Annotated in this window: 16 protein-coding genes and 1 pseudogene; 15 read left to right on the forward strand and 2 right to left on the reverse strand. The window is 38.1% G+C overall.

Going from position 1 to position 19,358, the window contains the following annotated elements:
- The first annotated feature begins 108 nt into the window (after nucleotides 1-108).
- From corA to BFL01S_RS12440, 3 genes are all read left to right on the forward strand, one after another.
- On the forward strand, nucleotides 109-1,077 hold the full coding sequence (gene corA / locus BFL01S_RS12430) for a magnesium/cobalt transporter CorA (protein WP_025907577.1): 969 nt from the start codon (nucleotides 109-111) through the stop codon (nucleotides 1,075-1,077).
- 31 nt (nucleotides 1,078-1,108) lie between these two features.
- Nucleotides 1,109-1,936 carry a sensor histidine kinase gene (locus tag BFL01S_RS12435; RefSeq protein ID WP_235859229.1) on the forward strand — a complete coding sequence of 276 codons (828 nt, stop codon included), beginning with the start codon at nucleotides 1,109-1,111 and terminating at the stop codon, nucleotides 1,934-1,936.
- A gap of 175 nt (nucleotides 1,937-2,111) precedes the next feature.
- Nucleotides 2,112-3,407, forward strand: a complete 1,296-nt coding sequence (locus BFL01S_RS12440) for an ATP-binding protein (RefSeq protein WP_061785857.1) — start codon at nucleotides 2,112-2,114, stop codon at nucleotides 3,405-3,407.
- Between the two features lie 55 nt (nucleotides 3,408-3,462).
- Here the strand turns inward: BFL01S_RS12440 and BFL01S_RS20025 are convergent, their stop codons facing one another.
- Nucleotides 3,463-3,783: a DUF418 domain-containing protein gene (locus BFL01S_RS20025; RefSeq protein WP_082802744.1), complete on the reverse strand. Its 321-nt coding sequence runs from the start codon at nucleotides 3,781-3,783 to the stop codon at nucleotides 3,463-3,465.
- Here BFL01S_RS20025 and BFL01S_RS12450 point away from each other — a divergent pair.
- From BFL01S_RS12450 to essA, 11 genes and pseudogenes are all read left to right on the forward strand, one after another.
- Nucleotides 3,748-4,061: pseudogene (locus BFL01S_RS12450) on the forward strand (sensor histidine kinase). The gene BFL01S_RS20025 and the pseudogene BFL01S_RS12450 overlap by 36 nt on opposite strands.
- Nucleotides 4,062-4,242: 181 nt before the next feature.
- Nucleotides 4,243-5,454, forward strand: coding sequence for a DEAD/DEAH box helicase (locus BFL01S_RS12455; protein ID WP_025907568.1), 1,212 nt, complete (start codon nucleotides 4,243-4,245; stop codon nucleotides 5,452-5,454).
- A 229-nt stretch (nucleotides 5,455-5,683) separates the two neighbouring features.
- Nucleotides 5,684-6,007, forward strand: coding sequence for a WXG100 family type VII secretion target (locus tag BFL01S_RS12460; protein ID WP_224840340.1), 324 nt, complete (start codon nucleotides 5,684-5,686; stop codon nucleotides 6,005-6,007).
- Between the two features lie 53 nt (nucleotides 6,008-6,060).
- Complete coding sequence (locus BFL01S_RS12465; protein WP_025907564.1) at nucleotides 6,061-6,660, forward strand: hypothetical protein; 600 nt, start codon at nucleotides 6,061-6,063, stop codon at nucleotides 6,658-6,660.
- 222 nt (nucleotides 6,661-6,882) lie between these two features.
- Nucleotides 6,883-7,293, forward strand: coding sequence for an SseB family protein (locus tag BFL01S_RS12470; RefSeq protein WP_234561914.1), 411 nt, complete (start codon nucleotides 6,883-6,885; stop codon nucleotides 7,291-7,293).
- 267 nt (nucleotides 7,294-7,560) lie between these two features.
- Nucleotides 7,561-7,854 (forward strand): WXG100 family type VII secretion target, encoded by a 294-nt coding sequence (locus BFL01S_RS12475; protein ID WP_025907560.1) that lies wholly within the window; start codon nucleotides 7,561-7,563, stop codon nucleotides 7,852-7,854.
- An 87-nt stretch (nucleotides 7,855-7,941) separates the two neighbouring features.
- Entirely contained in the window at nucleotides 7,942-8,181 is a 240-nt protein-coding gene (gene yukD / locus BFL01S_RS12480; protein WP_025907558.1) for an ESX secretion system protein YukD, read from the forward strand.
- Between the two features lie 14 nt (nucleotides 8,182-8,195).
- A complete protein-coding gene (gene essB, locus BFL01S_RS12485) occupies nucleotides 8,196-9,524 on the forward strand; it encodes a type VII secretion protein EssB (RefSeq protein ID WP_061785860.1) in 1,329 nt (442 codons plus the stop codon).
- Nucleotides 9,525-9,535: 11 nt separating this feature from the next.
- Entirely contained in the window at nucleotides 9,536-14,020 is a 4,485-nt protein-coding gene (essC, locus tag BFL01S_RS12490; protein ID WP_061785861.1) for a type VII secretion protein EssC, read from the forward strand.
- A complete protein-coding gene (gene esaA, locus BFL01S_RS12495; RefSeq protein WP_061785862.1) occupies nucleotides 14,017-16,929 on the forward strand; it encodes a type VII secretion protein EsaA in 2,913 nt (970 codons plus the stop codon). The genes essC and esaA overlap by 4 nt, the downstream gene beginning before the upstream one ends.
- 1 nt (nucleotide 16,930) lies before the next feature.
- Nucleotides 16,931-17,407 (forward strand): type VII secretion protein EssA, encoded by a 477-nt coding sequence (gene essA / locus BFL01S_RS12500; RefSeq protein WP_218008536.1) that lies wholly within the window; start codon nucleotides 16,931-16,933, stop codon nucleotides 17,405-17,407.
- A gap of 49 nt (nucleotides 17,408-17,456) precedes the next feature.
- On the opposite strand, the gene BFL01S_RS12505 is transcribed toward essA, so the two are convergent.
- Nucleotides 17,457-17,942: a hypothetical protein gene (locus BFL01S_RS12505; protein WP_025907547.1), complete on the reverse strand. Its 486-nt coding sequence runs from the start codon at nucleotides 17,940-17,942 to the stop codon at nucleotides 17,457-17,459.
- Between the two features lie 222 nt (nucleotides 17,943-18,164).
- Between BFL01S_RS12505 and BFL01S_RS12510 the strand changes: the two genes are divergently transcribed.
- On the forward strand, nucleotides 18,165-19,334 hold the full coding sequence (locus BFL01S_RS12510; RefSeq protein ID WP_061785863.1) for an endonuclease: 1,170 nt from the start codon (nucleotides 18,165-18,167) through the stop codon (nucleotides 19,332-19,334).
- Nucleotides 19,335-19,358 lie beyond the last annotated feature (24 nt).

Genomic DNA, 19,358 nt, shown 5'->3' on the forward strand with positions numbered 1-19,358 from the left:
TCAGTATCTGGAAGGTGTTAGCATGTTTGAATGCAATAAAAACAGGGTAATATCAGTATTGAAGATAAAAGACAGTAATGTTCACAAAGAACTAATAGAGGTTTTCGTATGATTAAAATTTTAGCAAAAACAAAAGAAGAGCTTTTGACCAACTTAACAATTGACGAGCTACAGGCTCATCCGTCAATTGATTGGTACTGGATTGACTTTTATAACCCAACAGAACAAGAGCAGAAAGCCCTTGAAGAGAAATTTGATTTTCATCCACTTGCCGTCGAGGATTGTTTAACCCAAGGTCAAAGGGCGAAATTCGAAATTTATGATGAACACTATTTTTTAGTATATTATGCGCTGCATAAAGAAGAGTTAGAAAACTTAGAAGTGTCGGCGTTTATTGGAGATAACTTTGTTGTTACGTATCATGTCGATAAGTTAAAAAGCGTAGCTAGAGTGGCAAATCTTGTCGAGAAAGACCCAAACATCGTAGAGAATGATCCGTGGGAAATTATTTATGAGCTGCTTGATCATACAGTTGATGAATACTTTCCAACACTTTACCAATTAGAAGATCAAATTGATGATATTGAAGACAATGCAAAAAATGAAACAATGGATGAACTAATGAGAAATCTATATGATATTCGAAGCGATTTATCGCGAATGCGTAGAATTTTAAATCCAATGCGTGATTTAATTTACCGTATTATGTCCACAAATGCATTAAAAGAAAAGGAACAGGTGCGTTATTTTAATGATATCTATGATCACCTGTTAAATATGATCGAAATCATGAATGCTAGTCGAGATTTATCAAATGATATTCGAGAAAGCTTTATGTCGATTAACTCGGACAGAATGAATTCCATTATGTTTACACTGACGCTGATGTCAGCTATCTTCCTTCCTCTTACATTTATCGCAGGTTTATATGGAATGAATTTCTCCTATATGCCAGAGCTAGCTGGTAAATATAATTACTTTATTGTACTCGGGATTATGATTGGACTTGTAGGCGTTATGGTTTTTGCTTTTTACAAAATGGGATGGTTTAAATATCGAAAAGGTCCTAAGTTATAAATATCAATTTGATGGCAAAAGTCTTATCCACATGTGGATAAGGCTTTTTTGGTGTACTATAAAAAGAGAAAGGATTGATGCGAATGGTCAAAGGGCTAAGAATGACGCTGCGATCAGTCATCATTTACTTGTATGTATCGTTGTTTTAATGTCATTATTATTAACCGATTTATTAGTCAGTAACTCAACTGAGGAAAATGTTCGTAATCAAAAAGCTGAGAAAGCGACAGATGTGGCTAAAATTGTCGCAAACTCCAGTGAGGTAAGAAGAGGCTTAGCAGAAGAAAATTCAGAAGATATTCAAGCATATACTAATTCCATTCAAAAAGAGCTAGGTGTATTATTTATTGTGGTCATGAACATGGACGGAATTCGTCAATCTCATCCCAACGAAGCTAAAATTGGAAAACACTTTGAAGGTGGGGATGAAAGAAGAGTCCTAAAAGGTGAACGGTATACGTCGGTTGCAAAAGGGACGTTAGATGAATCACTAAGAGCGTTTGTACCTGTTTATAATGAGCGTAATGAACAAATTGGTGCGGTAGCTGTAGGGATTTCACTGGTTCAGGTCGAGCAAGCTGTTCAGGAAGGTCATCGACGCATTTTAATTGGGTCTCTTTTCGGATTATTAGTTGGGATTATCGGTGCTGTCCTATTGGCAACCTACATTAAGCGAACGTTATTTGGTTTAGAGCCATCAAACATTGCCAAAATTCTTGAAGAAAGAAGCATGATGTTGCAGTCAGTGCGAGAAGGTGTTCGTGGAGAACGAATGACGTATGGAACGATTGGTCGCCCTGTTTATGCGTACATTTATAATGAGAAGCAAAAGCATGTATTAAGTAATTACCTATCATAGGAGCCAACGAGCCGCTGCCTGACATTTTCACTTTGCGAGTATATTTTTATAAAAAAACAGGTGTTTTTTTAGTTGCAAACGTTTAACATAAAGGGTAAAGAAATGGATTTAATTGAAGATAAATTACTTTTTTACCCTGATATCATAAACTATAAAAATAATAGGTGGATAAACATTGATAAAAGATGCTCGTAAAGCAGCACTGAAAATTGCAGTGATGTACATTATAACGGGAGCCGTATGGATTCTTATTTCTGATAAGTTATCTCGTATTCTTGCTCAAGATAAGTTTGAATTATATATCTTTTTTCAACAGTATAAAGGCTGGTTCTTCATGTTGGCGACAGGTATTATTCTATACGGGTTAGTCTATCGTCGTGCATATTATTTGCTTCAATCACAGGATGAATTATCAAAAAAGGATTATGAACTTCTAACTAGCCATGAACATTATCAATCGTTATTTCAGCATAACCCGGATGCAGTATTTGAGATTAGTAAAGAAGGTCAAGTTCTCTCTACTAACCCTGAAGGTGAAAAAATAACGGGTTATTCAAGATTACAGCTAAAAGGAATGAAGACCTCAGAATTAATCGCTGATGATGATCAAAGCCTTTGTCATGAACATTTTCGTAATGTTTTAAAAGGCAAAAGCGCTAAATATGAATTAAAGATTGTGAACCAACAAGGTCAAGTTCGACTATTAAGAAGCTCATTATTACCAATTATCGTCAACGGCCAAGTAGTCGGCGTATTTATGATTGCTAGAGATATTACGAACTATCGTCGAGATGAAGAGCTTATGATTGCTTCTGAGAAAATGTCTGTAATTGGCCAGCTAGCAGCTGCCGTTGCCCATGAGGTAAGAAATCCGCTGACTTCATTAAAGGGATTTGTACAAGTGATGCAGGCCACAAAGCAAGTGGATGATCGTTACTTAGACATCATGATGGCTGAAATTGACCGAATTAATTTAATTTCTAGTGAAATGCTGATTTTAGGTAAAAAACAGCATGTAGCTTTTGAAGTAACTAACTTAAATGAAGTATTGAAGCAAGTGTTAATCTTAATGGAAGCGCAAGCAAATTTCAATAATATTTCTCTCGTTGCTCATTATGATTCAAAGCGGGACCTGTACGTTATGTCAGATCCTAATCAGTTGAAGCAGGTATTCATTAATATTATTAAAAATAGTATCGAAGCAATAATTAATCAAGGTGAGATTATTGTAACGTTAGCTGAAGAAGAAGGTAGTGCCGTTATTCAGTTTCGGGATACGGGAATTGGCATGAGTGAAGAGAGAATTGAACAAGTTGGCACACCTTTTTATTCAACAAAAGAAGCAGGTACAGGATTGGGACTAGCCGTTTGTTTTAAAATTATCGAGCGTCATCAAGGTCAGATTGAGTTTGAAAGTGAAAAGGGAAAAGGAACATTGGTAACGGTGTCAATGCCTTTAGCTAGTGAGTAGAACATGTAAGGAACCCGCCTTTATGAAGGAGGGTTCTTTTTCATTAGTTAATCGATTAAATCACAGACTGTTTACTATCATCTATGAATGTTTTCTTCTTCATTTTTGCTTTGCCACTCCATGATAAATTCGTCCACATACGAAGCAGCTGTTCTACAGGGCCGACTTTAAACTTACGTAAATAAAGCAAGCTGGAAACGAGCTGAATGAAATAGATTGTCGTACATAGTGCAATACCTTTAATCATGCCAAATGTTCCGAATTGTCCTAGGCCATATCCATAAAAAATAGTGGTGCAGATAACCGTTTGGAACAAGTAGATAAGCGTTGGTTTGAGAGAATGCTTGATAATATCATTTTTAATGGAATCAAGCATAACCCACCTCACATAACTATTAAGCTATCGATTTCTGTAGAAACAGAATTTATTTCTATAGAAGTGAAGGATGATGGAGTAGATATCGATGAATCCGTACTAGAAAATCTTTTTGAGCGCTATTACCGAGGCACGAATACAAGTGAAAAAAAGAAGGGTCAGGTCTTGGAATGAACATTGCCAAAGCGATTTGTGAGCTCCATGGTGGCCATATTGTTGTAAGGTCCGCCCCTGGTGTAGGGACCGCCATTACAATGAAGCTTCCAATCTTAAGATAGTTCCAAGAAAAGAGCATTGAAAATGCGTTGTTTTGACGCATTTTCAATGCTTTTCTTATGAATACTCACGTGAAGCATTGTATTTCAACGAATCAATAGTGTATCATAGGTGGGACTTCTATTGAAGATGAAACGGATGCTTTAGGCATTTATAATAGATGAACGACAAAGGAGAAAAGATATGAGTCAATTTATCGAACAGCTACAGCCGTTCTTGCAAGAAGCGTGGAAGAAGGCAGGCTTTGAACAAGCAATGGCTATTCAAACAAAAGCTATACCAGAAATTTTAAATAAAAGAGATGTAATGGGTGAGTCGCCAACAGGCACTGGTAAGACTCTTGCTTATTTACTTCCAATTTTACATGACCTTAAGCCAGGACCTTCTCATATTCAAGCGGTTATCTTAGCTTCTTCCCATGAACTTGTTATGCAGATTCATGGTGAGATTCAAACATGGGGCCAGGGAAGCGGAATTTCTAGCGCAGCGCTTATCGGTGGAGCAAACATTAAGCGTCAAGTTGAAAAGTTGAAAAAACGTCCTAACCTAATTGTTGGAACGCCTGGGCGCATTCAAGAGCTGATTAAAATGAAAAAAGTGAAGATGCACGAAGTAAAAACGATTGTCATTGATGAAGCTGACCAGCTGTTTGTACCTGAACATATTCAAACAGTACAAGGTATTGTTAAAATGGCCCCAAGTGATCGTCAGCTTCTCGTGTTTTCAGCAACGCTATCACAGCATACGCAAACATTAGCTCAGGAATTAATGAATGATCCTCTTTTCGTTCAAGTAACCCGAGATGAACTTCCTGCTCCAAAAGTTGAGCATATGTATATCGTAAGTGAAGGTCGAGATAAAGTAGAAGTACTTCGTAAGCTTGCGCATCAGGGACCAATGAAAGCTCTAGCTTTTTTCAAAGGGATTGAAACGTTATCTATTTTTGAAGAAAAGCTAAAATTTAAAAAGCTGAACGTAGGATCGCTTCATAGTGAAACGCGAAAGCTTGATCGCTCAAAGGTGTTAACGTCATTTCGTAAAGGTGAATTTCCAATCTTATTAGCAACGGACGTAGCTGCACGTGGTCTTGATATTAAAGAGCTTTCACATGTTATTCATGTGGATATTCCTCAAAGTGTTGAACAATATGTACACAGATCAGGGCGTACAGGAAGATCAGGAGCTGAAGGAACGGTCATTTCACTTGTAACGGAGCGTGAAGAGAGAGAACTAAAACAAATTGCTCGTGAGCTAAAGATTAAGCTGGTAAAGAAAGAATTATATATGGGTGAAATTGTAGCCGAAGGAACGAAGCAAGAGAAACGAGAGAGCTACAAACCAAGAAAGAAGACAAACAAAAAAACATATCAGCATAAACAGACTAAAAAGAAGTAATCCTTTTATTTCCTTCTTGAAAAGAATTTTTGTTGTGATAAAGTAATAAGAGTTTAAAAAGCAACGCCTACAAGCTAACGGGCGTTGTTTTATTTTGGGTAAAAAATCATATAGATACATTATCCTATTATTGAAAATAGTTTAAATGATGCATTTCGTTTTGGATAACCTTATTTTAACATTACTTTAAGAGACTTCTAATAATAAAGGAATAAGGACGTGGGATATTTTGATTGATGCAATGGATGACTTCTTTGGCGATATGGATCGTAATAGGAAGCGAATGGAATATAATCGAGATGTTGAAAAGCTTGAGCTGTATTTGGAGACGGTACAACAAATTATTAATCAATTTGAAGAAATGCTATATGCCCTTCAGAGTGCTCATCAACAGTATACTTCTGAATGGTCTGGCCGTTCGAAAGATTCTTACGAGAATGTTAATAATGAAATCCTACAGGCAGCTTATCGTTTATATGACGTTCGAGATGAATTATATCGTTCATTGCATCACGAAATGTCAAGACTAAGAGAAGAAGCAGAGGCTATTTAGTAAACTTTTAATATAGGAAAATGGAAAATATCCATGGGAAAGAGGGTGTACAAATGGAAATTAAAGTGAACTTCGAAGACTTGGAGCGATTTTCAGAGCGCATTAAGCACTCGAGAGGAGAAGCGGATGATGCTTTGCAGCGTTTAAGTTGGGAATCTACGAATCTGCACTTTTTATCGGTAGCTAACGTTGAGTCTATTCTAAATTTGCAAGAGGAAATCCAGCAGATTATTGGGAAAATTGAATCATTAACTGAAAGTGCGTATACGCTCGTTAGCGAAACAGCTGAAAAACTAAAAGAAGCAGATGAGCTATCTGGCGGATGGACAGAATTTTGGAGCAACGTGTGGGATGGGGCTACAACAGGGGTTAAGGATACATGGGAAGGCGTTAAGTCTATTTCAGAGTGGGAAACCTTTGAAACAATGCGAGCTGAAATTACTCACCCTTTAGAGACGCTCGACATGATGTGGTCATCCCTTTCAAATTCATGGGAAGAAAAAGTAGCGCACGGTGATTTGCATACCCGTACAGAGTTTTTTACATACGGTGTTATTCAAATGGGTTTAAGCATATTAGGTGGTAAAGGCATTCAAAAAACAGAAGAAGGAAAAAACGTAGCTCAGCATAGCGATTTTGCAGGGAATGAATGAAGTGATAAATATTGCGCTCTTTATGAAAAACCTTAACGTAGACTAATCGCTACGGTGTTACAAATAGAGAAACATGCGATTTAATTTATGAAAAATTTGTACAGCTTGAGGTGTGATAAGGTCAAATGAATAAACGAGGAACATACGGTTTGTCCGAAAGGCAGTTAACTAGTCAACAGGCTTCTCGGATAAAACCATTTAACGACTTAGAAAATATACAGCATGGAACTGAAAAATATGGGTAGTTCTTTTAATGCCTTAGAAAAAGCTTTAATTGAAGCAATGAAAGATAATCGAGAAATTGGCCATTTTTATGAAGAGCTAATGAAAAGTGAACTGTTATGTATCGAAGTATCAGGAAATGAACAGTCTGTTGATTTTTACAAGCGTGTCCGAGTAATGGAAAAAAATCAAAAACTATATTTACCTGCCTTTTCATCTTATTATCCATTCCAAAAGATGCTATCAAAAGAGAAGGCTGCGGTCATTAAATTTTCTGATTTATTGCAAGAGATAAACGATAATACGGCGATTTTACTAAATCCAGATACTCCACTTTCGAAACTACTTATTCCAGAAGAGTTAAAAATGCTAAAAGAAAATAAGAATCTTTTTAACTATTTTTCATCGTAGTAGAAGCTAACAAATTTCATATTAATTGTTAGCTTTTTCTGTATGATAAATGAATATATTTCCAATATATAGGTATAATTGTCTCTGTTTATGCCATATTTACTGTGATAAAATTCATTGTTTTATGAGGTTTATTGTCATTTTTTAGGGGTATACGTAGATATATATTCTTATTTTTTCTAGTTTTTACAAGTTCTCTTTGACCTTCAACCCTATTTTTTCTTACAATTAAAGTAAATCTATAACGATACATAAGGAGAGAAATCGATGTCAGGAATCATTCGTGTTACTCCAGCAGAACTTCGTGAAATGGCTGCTCGCTATAATAATGAAAGTGGGCAAGTTCAAGACCTAGTTGGTCGCCTTGATATGATGAGAAATCAGTTACAAGATATGTGGGAAGGTTCTTCTAGCCAAGCATTTATCGCTCAATATGAAGAGCTAAAGCCATCTTTCGTAGAAATGTCGAATCTGTTAAACAAAATTGCTAAACAGCTTGATGATTCTGCAAACGTTCTTGAAGATACAGACAACCAAATCGCTAGCCAAATTCGCGGTTAACTTGCTCATATAGAGAGTGATAAGATAAAAAGAGCGCCCCATTTTTTTAGATGACGGCGCTTTTTCTATGTTTTGAGGTGAGATCATATGTATATTGAAGTGACCATCGATCTAAAACACTATACGGGTGAGCGGTTTGATTTAAGACTATCAGACTATCATTCTGTAAAAAAAGTGATTGAAATTGCATGGCAAGCTAAAAAAATTTCAAGCACACCAAAAGAAGGATATTGGGTTCGCGTTCCAAATAAAAACCTAGTATTTGCAGGCCATCAAAAACTAAATGAATGTGGCATTTCGAGCGGTGATTGCATTGAAATTCTTTGAAGGAGCTTACTAAAATGGCAGAAAAGAAACCAACTTACTTAGAAAGCTTATTGGAAGCGTCTATTATTCGTGACAAAGAAGAAGGCTATACATTTATCTTCCAAAAAGAAAAGATAAAGCTAAATGATGGCATAGAAGTTGATATGTTAAAAGAGATGCACTCGGACTTCACTCGTGAAATCATCGTAAGTGAAGACGAGCTTCACGTGAAAATTCAGCCATCAGAAGCGTTTGTTCCATTTTCTTTTTTTAAGAAAAAGACGGAAGAACAAAAGTGGCAGTTTGCTTATCAGCTTGTAAAATCTATACAAAATCATAGTTTTACAAGGTTTCACCTTGTGGTTTGTCCAGAAAACTTAATGTTTGACGCAAGTTTAACACCTGCTTTCTTACACTATGGAATTAAAGAAAGCATTCCACCATATGAATATGATCCGGCTCGTGAGCTAGTGGAAGTAAAAGCGACAATTGCTGCACTTGTTGATTCCAAATATAGCTTTATTCAGTATTTAAAATTGCATGAAACGATTCAGCTATCAGAGGTTGCTTCTAAATTAATAAATGCTGCCGACTTAAATGAGCTTTTAACTATTATTAGACAACAGCTAACGACAGTAGAAGAAGTGCGAAAAACAGTTGTAACCGTCCCGAAGAAAAAGTGGACCATCTTTCGCTTTGCATCAATTGGCGTAACGGTGCTCTTAGTTCCTGCTTTAATTTATACGTTTTATTCCACGTTTTTCTTACAGCCAAAGCAAGAGGCATTCGTGAGTAGTAATGAAGCTTTTTTACAGCAAGAGTATAGTGGGGTTATTGAGCAGCTGGAAGATTATAAAGTAAAAGAAATGCCCAAAGTTGTTCAGTATGAGCTAGCTCTAGCTTATTTAACGAATGAGTCATTAAGTGAAGAACAAAAAGAAGTCATTCAAAATACGGTTACGCTTCAATCAGACGATAAATATTTAAGCTATTGGATTCATATCGGTCGAGGTGAAAATGAGCAGGCTTTAGAAGAAGCACGCTTATTAGAAGATCGAAGCTTGATTTTATACGGTCTTTATAAATATGAACATCAGTTAAAAGCAGATGAAAGTCTTGCAAGCGATGAAAGAAAAGAGAAATTAGATCCAGTTCAAAGTGAAATTGAAGAGCTTGAATCACAGATTGAAGAAGAGGAAAAGCAAGCTGAAGAGTCAGCTGAAAATGAGCAGCAGGAGAACCAAAAGCAGTCTGAGCCTGCAGATAATAAGCAGTCTGAAAAAGAAGTTGAGCAAAATAAAGATGACAAAGCAGATGAAAAGCCTGCTCCTAACTCAGATTCGCCGGATAAACCAGCATCCTAGGAGGTGGACAGATGAGCATTTTATGGGTTTTTAGCGGAACGACTTATCAGCAACTGCCGATTAACTTTGATAACTTTCGCCAAGCAACTGTAGGTAATAGTTCGAAAGAGACGGTGACTTTTTCTTCCTATCCATTTGAAAAAGGAGTCGTTACTATATCGACAACAGAAGATCAAAGAGTAGTTATTTCTCAAGGTGATAACGAACTGAGTCAACTGAGTTATTACGACTCTATCACCCTACAAGAAAGTAATCAAGAACTTCGATTTGTGCTGAGTCCTGCAAAGCTGCAGGAAGATACGTACTATATAGATTATTATCATGAGGTCAACTTCTCAACCGTTGACGAGACAGCAGATGTATATCAGCCCAACAAGAAGCTAGTTGTACATAATAGCAAGGAATTTTCTTTGCTGAAAGTTAAAGCAACATGGCGAATCCTTCCAAAAGATGGTGCCGTATTTGTAAACGGCCAGCGTATTTCAAGTGTGACCAAGCTGAAGCTTGGCGATGTGATTACATGGGGTGCGGTTACAATTGAATTACTTGAACATGATTTATTAAAGGTTCATCGTTTTGATGAGTTTTTTACGAAGCTTCCTAAGTCGAAACAGCCTATTTCTGAAATGAAAAAAAAATATCCTGTTTATCGCCGTACGCCGCGGATGATTTATGAGCTGCCCGATGAAAAAGTGCATTTATCGTTCCCAGCTCAGGATGGCGATGATAACAACCGAAGCTTGTGGCTAACAATCTTGCCACCGCTTGTTATGCTTCTTGTTATGGGGACCGTAGCACTTATTCAACCGCGTGGAATCTTTATTATTATTTCTGTGATGATGTTTACGACGACGCTTGTTGTCTCAACAGTGCAATATTTCCGAGATAAAAAGCAGCGTAAAAAGCGCCAAGAACGTCGTCGCCGTATTTACACGCAGTATTTAGAAAATAAGCGAACGGAGCTTCAGGAACTAGCTGAATCGCAAGGAAAAGTGCTTCATTACCATTTTCCAACGTTTGAGCGAATGAAGTATTTAACCAATCATATCTCTGACCGTATTTGGGAACGAACGCTAGATAGTAGCGATTTTCTTCAAATACGTCTTGGTACCGGGACAGTACCCTCTAGCTATGAAATTTCCTTAAATACAGGAGATATGGCTAATAGAGAAATTGACGATCTGCTTGAACAGTCCCAGCACATAGAAAAGGTATATCGTGAAGTTTCTCAGGCGCCAATCACTGCGAAGTTAGAAAACGGAGCCATTGGTTTAATTGGTAAATCGAAAACAGTTAAGCGTGAGCTTCATCAGTTAATTGGTCAGCTTGCTTTTGCTCATAGCTATCATGATGTTCGCTTTATCTTTATCTTTGATGAAAACGAATATAAGGATTGGGAATGGATGAAGTGGCTTCCGCATTTTCAACTGCCTCATTCGTTCGCCAAAGGCTTTATTTATAATGAAAAAACAAGAGACCAGCTTTTATCCTCTATTTATGAACTGTTGCGCGAAAGAGACTTGGATGAAGAGAAAGGCAACGGTGTGTTTTTACCTCACTTGGTATTCATTGTTACGAACCAACAGCTTATTACAGATCACGTAATCTTAGAATATCTAGAAGGGGAGCATCCGTATCTTGGCTTCTCTACAATCTTTGGAGCTGAAACAAAGGAAAGTTTATCGGATAATGTTCACACTCTTATTCGTTATATTAATGAACAAGAGGGAGACATTTTAATTCAAAAGAAAAAGGCAGTTAATATTTCATTTCACCTTGATGAACACCGTAATGAGGATAATGAAGCGTTCGCTCGCATGCTGCGAACGCTAGATCATCAAATGGGAATGACTAACTCTATTCCAGACAGCGTGTCCTTTCTGGAGTTATTCCAAGCAAAGGAAGTGGCTGATCTGCCAATTGAGAGAAACTGGCATACGAATGAGTCGGCCAAGTCATTGGCTGTACCAATCGGTTTAAAAGGAAAAGAGGATCTGGTTGAGCTGAATCTACATGAAAAAGCGCACGGTCCACACGGGTTACTAGCTGGAACAACAGGTTCAGGTAAAAGTGAATTTTTACAAACGTATATCCTATCGTTAGCTGTCAATTTCCATCCTCATGAAGTCGCATTTTTATTGATTGACTACAAGGGTGGAGGAATGGCACAGCCGTTTAAGAATATGCCACATTTGCTTGGAACCATCACGAATATAGAAGGTAGTAAAAATTTCAGTACGCGTGCCTTGGCCTCCATTAAAAGTGAGTTGAAAAGACGCCAGCGCTTATTTGATCAGTACGAAGTTAATCACATAAATGACTATACAGACTTGTATAAGCAGAGAGCTGCTGAAGAGCCGCTGCCACACTTATTCTTAATATCAGACGAGTTTGCTGAATTAAAAAGTGAAGAGCCAGAATTTATTCGAGAGCTTGTCAGCGCCGCTCGTATTGGACGTAGCTTAGGCGTTCACTTGATCTTGGCCACACAAAAGCCAGGTGGAGTTATCGATGAGCAAATTTGGAGTAACGCAAGGTTTAAAGTAGCTCTAAAAGTACAAGACGCAACAGATAGTAAAGAGATTCTAAAAAATGCTGATGCGGCTTCGATTACGGTGACAGGTCGAGGTTATTTACAAGTTGGTAATAACGAAGTATACGAACTGTTCCAATCTGCTTGGAGCGGAGCACCATATCAACAAGATGATGTGTATGGAACGGAAGATGAAGTGGCCATCGTAACAGACTTAGGGCTAATTCCACTCTCTGACGTATCATCACAGCAAACGAAAAGGAAAAGTGCTCAGCCGGAAATCGCCGTGATTGTAGAAAGAATTGAAGAAGTTCAACATAATTTAGGAATTAATCGATTAAGAAGCCCATGGCTCCCTCCGCTAGAAAATCGTTTATATCGCTCTGCTTTCCAAACAGGAGAGAGGGAGAAATTCTATATTGGCCTTGTAGATGAGCCTGAAAAACAAAGCCAAACGCCATATGCATACGAAATGATGGAAGATGGCAATATCGGCGTATTTGGTTCATCGGGCTATGGAAAATCATTCACTGCGATGACGCTTATGCTTAGCTTCGCTGAGCGCTATCAGCCAGATGAGCTACACTACTATATCTTTGATTTTGGAAATGGTACGCTGCTTCCATTACGCCAGCTTCCGCACACTGCTGATTATTTCTTAATGGATGAAGGACGTAAGATTGAAAAGTTCATGAAGATTATTAAGCACGAGCTATCCGAGCGCAAGCAGCTATTCCAAGACACAGAGGTTAGCAACATAAAGATGTATAACCGAATTGCTCAAGAGAAGCTTCCGCTTATCTTTATCACGATTGATAATTTTGATCTTGTAAAAGAAGAAATGCAAGATTTAGAGATGCAATTTACGCAGCTTGTCCGTGACGGCCAGTCGCTTGGCGTATATATGATTTTTACGGCAACGCGAATTAACTCTGTGCGCCAGTCGCTTATGAATAACTTAAAAACCAAGGTTGTTCACTATTTAATGGATAGCTCAGAATCATACACAATCTTAGGACGCATTCCTTATGCTCTAGAAGCAATACCTGGTCGTGCGGTTATTAAAACGGATACGTCTTATTTTTCACAGATGTTCCTGCCCGCTGAAGGTGAGGATGACTTCGCGATTCTTGATAACATCAAAAATCAAGTTCAGGTTCTGAAAGAGAAATATGCAGGTATTGAATTACCAGAACAAGTGCCAATGTTACAACCTAAACTTGTACTGCATGAGTTTATGACGGATCACCGTATCGTACGAGAAAGTGGTGTTATTCCGCTCGGATTAGATGAAGAGTTTGTTCGTCCAGTGCACTTAAACTTAATGAAGAACAAACATTGTCTCGTGCTGGGGCCGACACAAAAAGGAAAAACAAACGTCCTTAAAGTGATGCTACAAACATCTCTTGCGCAGGGGATTCGTCAAATTGGTTTATTTGATGCAATCGATCGTGGCCTTTCATCTTATGCCACGGAAGATGAAATTGTATACATTGAGACGAAAGAGCAAATTATGCAGTGGATAGAAGGAGCGGAAGCAAAGCTGCAAAAACGAGAAGAGCGCTATTTAGAAGCCATTCATGATGGAACCGTTGGTGACTTAACATTTACACCAATACTTCTTATGATTGATGGGTTTGGACGATTCCAGCAAACCATTGATACCTTGATGCAAGATCGCATTACAAAGCTTATTAAAAACTATAGTCATGTTGGCTTTAATATTGTTGCATCAGGAAGTCAAAATGACTTCTCTAAAGGCTTTGATGTGTTAACCACTGAAATGAAGCAAATACGCCAAGCCGTTTTATTAATGAAAAAATCAGAGCAAAACCTGATTAACCTAAACTATGATCGCAAAGAAGCAGATGTAAACCCAGGGTTTGGATATTACGTAAAAGACAATAAAGCGACGCGTATTCAAATTCCCTTATGTATGAGTGAAAGGAAGGTTCTAATATGACGGAACAGCGAAAATATACGCTTAAAGTAATCGTAGCTGTCATTTTCATCTTAGGGTTTCCTTCCCTTTTCTTTCAATATATTGGTGATAACCCACTGAAAGTAACTGAAAATGCAACAAGAACCATCGCTGTTGTAAATGAAGATATTGGTGTGGAGGAAGAAAAAGGTGAAGAGCCTATTCGTTTTGGACAACGAGTGGCAGCCATATTAGATAAGGATTCAGATTACGATTGGACGGTCCTAAGTCGAAGCGCAGCTACAAATGGATTACAAAGTGGTAAATACGATGCGGTAATTTATATTCCATCGAACTTCTCAGAGAATATTTTGACGTATGACCAAGAGAAACCTCAGAAAGCCACTTTCCAATATAAAGTTCAAAATCAATTGAATGCAGTTAACAAAGAAAAAGTCGTTCGTGAGCTAGAGGATGCGACGGCCAAAGTAAACAGTGATATGTCTTCTCTTTATTGGAGCTATGTATCGCAAGAAGTTGAAAAGGTTAGAGGTCAGTTTGATAAAATTTTAGAAAAAGAGATTGCTTTCCAAAACACAATGGTAGCTTTCTATAAACCTAATTCTAAAAATCTAGCTGGTGAAATTGATGACCAAAAGAAAATTCTTGAGCAAATTCAAACAAATGTAAAAAGTGCGGAAGAAGGCTCAAGTGAACGTAAAAATGATGTGCAGCAGGTTGAAGAAAACCTGACAAATTTTATTAAATACGTTGAAGAATACAAAATGTACCAAGAAAAGCAAAAAGAAATGCTGTTAAAAGCTCAAACGGAAAGTGTGGGCGATATTCAAGAAGGAATCGCGATGATTTCTGAAGGACAAAACGGCGATCGCGAGCAGTTTGAAAGTGAAGCAGGGAAAGTGTTTGGGAAGCTTTCAAACGTTCAGCAGCAAATCGATGAAAACAAGCAAATTGCTGATAATCTGCAGGAAGCGACAAAAGATAAAACGTCTGGACAGCAGGACGAACTCAATCGTTTAAATCAGGATTTACTCAGCCAGTACAGCCAAGTAACTGAGCAAACAACGCTAAACGAAGTACAAAGCAAGCTGTCCACGCTTCGAAAAGAGCTAGAGATAGCACCTTCAAAAGAAGAAGAGGGTGAGACCTTACCACCAATAGAAGATAATCCGGTAATTCCAGAAGATGAAGAGGGTGAGACGCTGTCAGAAACTGGCGAAGAGTCTCCTACAACAGTTCCTGTTGACTTAGAGAGTCAACGCCAACAGCTTCAAGGGATGAAGAACGACCTTCAAGCGTGGAGTGAGAATCTTGCTGCTTTACCAGAAGAAGAGCAAAATGAAGGTGTGGCCGATACGCAACAAAAGATTGCAGACTTTTCTACACGCTTACAAGGTGTAAGTGACCAGTTGGAAAACGTAACGGTTGAAGTTCCCCCATCAAACAACAATGACAATGACGGAAAAGAAGAACTTCAAAAGCAAATTCAAGAGCTGTTAGCTGTCAACGAAGCGCTAAGAGAACGCGTAGCGCAGTTAGAAGAAATCAATAATCAGCCTAATGGTGACGTGCAAACCGTTGTTAGCATGATTACTGATAAAGAAGATAAAATTTTATCCTCAAGTCAGCTATCTGAAAGCAGAAAACAAAAGTTGGCTGAACTATTTGCTCCAGGTATTCAAACAGAGAATATGTCAAAGCTTCTCCAATATTATGGAGATCTTTCACAGTATGAGTTAGCCTTAAGTCGAGGAAGTAACGAAGATCTTCAAGACGTTGTGCTGCAAAATGAAGGCACGCGTCAGCGCATTCAAGCAATTCTTTACGGAGATGAGCAGCCAAGTGTTATTCGCAAGCAGCTGCAAAATAACTTATTATCAACAGCAGAAGGAATAGATTCATTCTCTTCATCTATTCAACAGTTTACTGATTCTTATGGCCAGCTAATTGAAGGGGAGCAAGCATCTATTGTTGAAAGCTTATCAGCTCTTCAAGAAAAGGCAGGATCAATGAATGAAACGCTTCAAAACGTAGCTTCTGAAAGTGCAGTTGAAGCTCCAACACAAGAGAATGCAGACGTTTCAAGTCTTATTACTCTTCAAAAGAGTATGGGTCAAGAGCTAAAAGGAATGAATGATTTGATTTCAACTCTTGGTGAACGTCAATCAAGCGTTGTAGAGTATACGGGTGAACTGCAGGAGAAAGTTAACGAAGTACAGGATCAAGCGGATACGCTTAATAACAAATGGTCACAAAACGTAGATTCAACGAAGCTTGTGCGTGGCCAAGTATATCGTCTATTAAACAACACGTTAGTAGATGGCCAAAACAACGATTATGTCTATGACTACCTTGCAAATCCGCTACAGGTAAGCGGTGAGGTACCAGCAGAAAAGACAAAGACTGTTCCACCTGTTGTACTTCTTGTTATTATCCTTATCAGCAGTTTATTAATAGGATACTTTAGTCACTACTACAAAAACGCGCCTCTTCTTGTAAGAGGATCACTATTCGGACTACTGGTGATGATTGTTGGTTTAATGATTAGTACATTCAGCTTAAATATTTACTCACTGTCAGGAGAAAGAGCAATGGAATGGTCTATCTTCACGATTGTACTATTACTATTAGCTTCAACTCTTGTAAGAGGAGCCTTCTTAATCGGTAATTTCGTAGGTTGGATTGCAACAGTGCTGATGATTTTATTCTTTATCACGCCGCTATTAAATCTAGCAATGCCAAACTTCAATTACGAAGATCCGGTTTCAAAAGTATATATGTCAATTCAGTACGAAACGACTTCTCTATTTGCAGAAGCGACTACTATTCTGCTTGGACTAACTGCTGTGTTAACGGTTATTCCGTTTATCATTCGTATGCTGACATCTAAGGATAAACAAGCAGAGAGTGATGAAACGTATGAAGCATAATATGATAGGAAGAATCGCACTTTTAGCGGTTCTTCTCTTTCTATCTACTTCAAACGTATACGCAGCGAATGACACGCAAACACAGGTGCAAGATCTAGCACCCAATATTTTTCAAGATGAGCAAATAAAGCTCAATCCCGATTCTCTTGGTCAAACGAAAAGAGAAGTAGAAAACATTCCTGAGGAAATAAGAGGAATCCCATTTACTGATGAAGAGAAAAAGCCTTCGTTAAAAAGCTCTTTATTTTTAAATGATTCAACAACAAACCACTCCATTCAATCTCAAGTTAATAAATATGGTTTGTTCACTTCAACTGAGTCACCTGTTCAGTCTTCCTCAGTACAAGATGTACCGGAGGAAACAGGATTAAAACTACAGTGGGTGTATATATTGTTGATTGGAATTGGATTAGTTTTATTATTTACGGTGCTTATTCCAAAGCTAAAACCAGCTCAGATAAATGGGCAGAATGAATAAAAGACGCCGCGTTCTTTTATTAAGAACGCGGCGTCTTTTCATTTATAAATTAATCTCGCAAGCGGCTAAATCCTTCATCCATTAGATAGTCTTCTGCTTCTTCATATGATTCAAACGCAGCTTCTAAATTCAATCCAGCATAAATGTTCCATAGTGAATCTTCATGTACCAGTAATAACGTAGCTCCTTCGGGACCGTGCCAGCGCTGCTCGCGGCCGTCTCCGATTACAGCTTCTTCAATCATTTCGTGCTCAGGGCGGTGAGAAAGACTATTGATTGACTGCTCGATAATTGTACGCAGCTCTTCCTGTGAAAACTCACGGATATTCACAAGGCCTTTATCATTTGTGTCATAGCCAGAAAGGTGACCAGCGTATACAAATCCGTTTCCATTTGGGTGCAAGTGATACACCACATTCTTTTTATCATAAACACTTTCATTGTATTGAAAATTTACGCGTCCAAGCGAAACGTCTTTACGCTCTAGTTCAGAGAAAGACGTAATAACGGATAGTTTTTCGTCAAAAGTAAGCATTCAGTAACCTCATTTCAAATTAGACTGTCTAGTCTATGATTTCTATATTCGGTTGATTATATCACACTTCATTTGGAAGAAGCAGACCTTTTCTATGAGAAGAAAGACTTGTAAAGAAGATTGATTCCTTTTCCCTAGAAAATTTAACAAATTCCTACAAAAATTTTAACGTTTGAAAACTATAATAAAAAGAGTCAAATAATAATTCCATAGGGGGAAATGATGTTGAAGAAAAGTTCTGCTCCTTTGTACAAGGTGTTGTTTCTAGTTACTTTATTAGTAGCGCTAGTTATTAGCGGCTTGCCACTGCAGCACCCGAAAGCTGCAACTGCAATCAGCGTCTCACAAGCCATTTCGTCGCAAAATAATTCCATTCAAACGGTAGAAGGATACGTTGTGGGGCAACCAACTGGCACCACTACAGTTGTAACGAGTAATTATCCAAATGACTATGCACTAGCAATTGCGGATACGCCAACTGAAACTAATCCATCTAAAATGCTTTATGTTCAAATCTCGTCTACGTTTCGTTCAGGATTTGGACTACAAACAAATCCAACGCTAAAAGGAAAACAAATTGCAGCGACTGGAAACTTAACAGCTTATTTTTCACACCCAGGCTTAAAAAATGTAACGATGATGTCAAAGGAAACAAGCGGCACGTCGGATCCAACTGAACCAACAAATCCACCCGCTTCATCTGTTGAAGAGTATTATTCACCTGCTGAAGGAAAAACGGGGACTGAATTAAAATCAGCATTACATAACATCATTGATGATCATACAGAAATTTCATACTCAGCAGTATGGGATGCACTTCGTAAAACAGATGAAGATCCTACTAATTCTAATAATATTATCTTACTTTATACAGGGCGTTCTCAAGGGAAGTTTACAAACGGATCAGGTTCAAATGATTGGAACCGAGAACACGTTTGGGCAAAGTCGCATGGAGATTTTGGAACATCAATGGGAGCAGGAACTGATATTCACCATTTACGTCCAACGGATATGTCAGTTAACAGTACGCGTAATAATTTAGATTTTGATAACGGTGGCAAAGAGCATACTGAAGCGCTTGGCAACTACTATGATAGTGACTCTTGGGAGCCTCGCGATGAGGTAAAAGGTGACGTGGCCCGTATGCTATTTTATATGGCTGTTCGTTATGAAGGTGATGTAAGCGATGAGCCGGATTTAGAGTTGAATAATGTGGTAAACAACGGAAGTGCTCCGTACCATGGTAAGCTGTCAGTGTTGTTACAGTGGCATCAACAGGACCCTGTAGACGCTTCTGAGCGACGTCGTAATGAGATTATTTACTCAGATTATCAGCATAACCGAAATCCATTTATTGACCACCCTGAATGGGTAAGCGCTATTTGGAATTAATAAGATAAGAAAGAGACTGAGACA

The sequence above is a fragment of the Priestia flexa NBRC 15715 genome, from assembly GCF_001591565.1.
In the GTDB taxonomy this organism is placed as follows: domain Bacteria; phylum Bacillota; class Bacilli; order Bacillales; family Bacillaceae_H; genus Priestia; species Priestia flexa.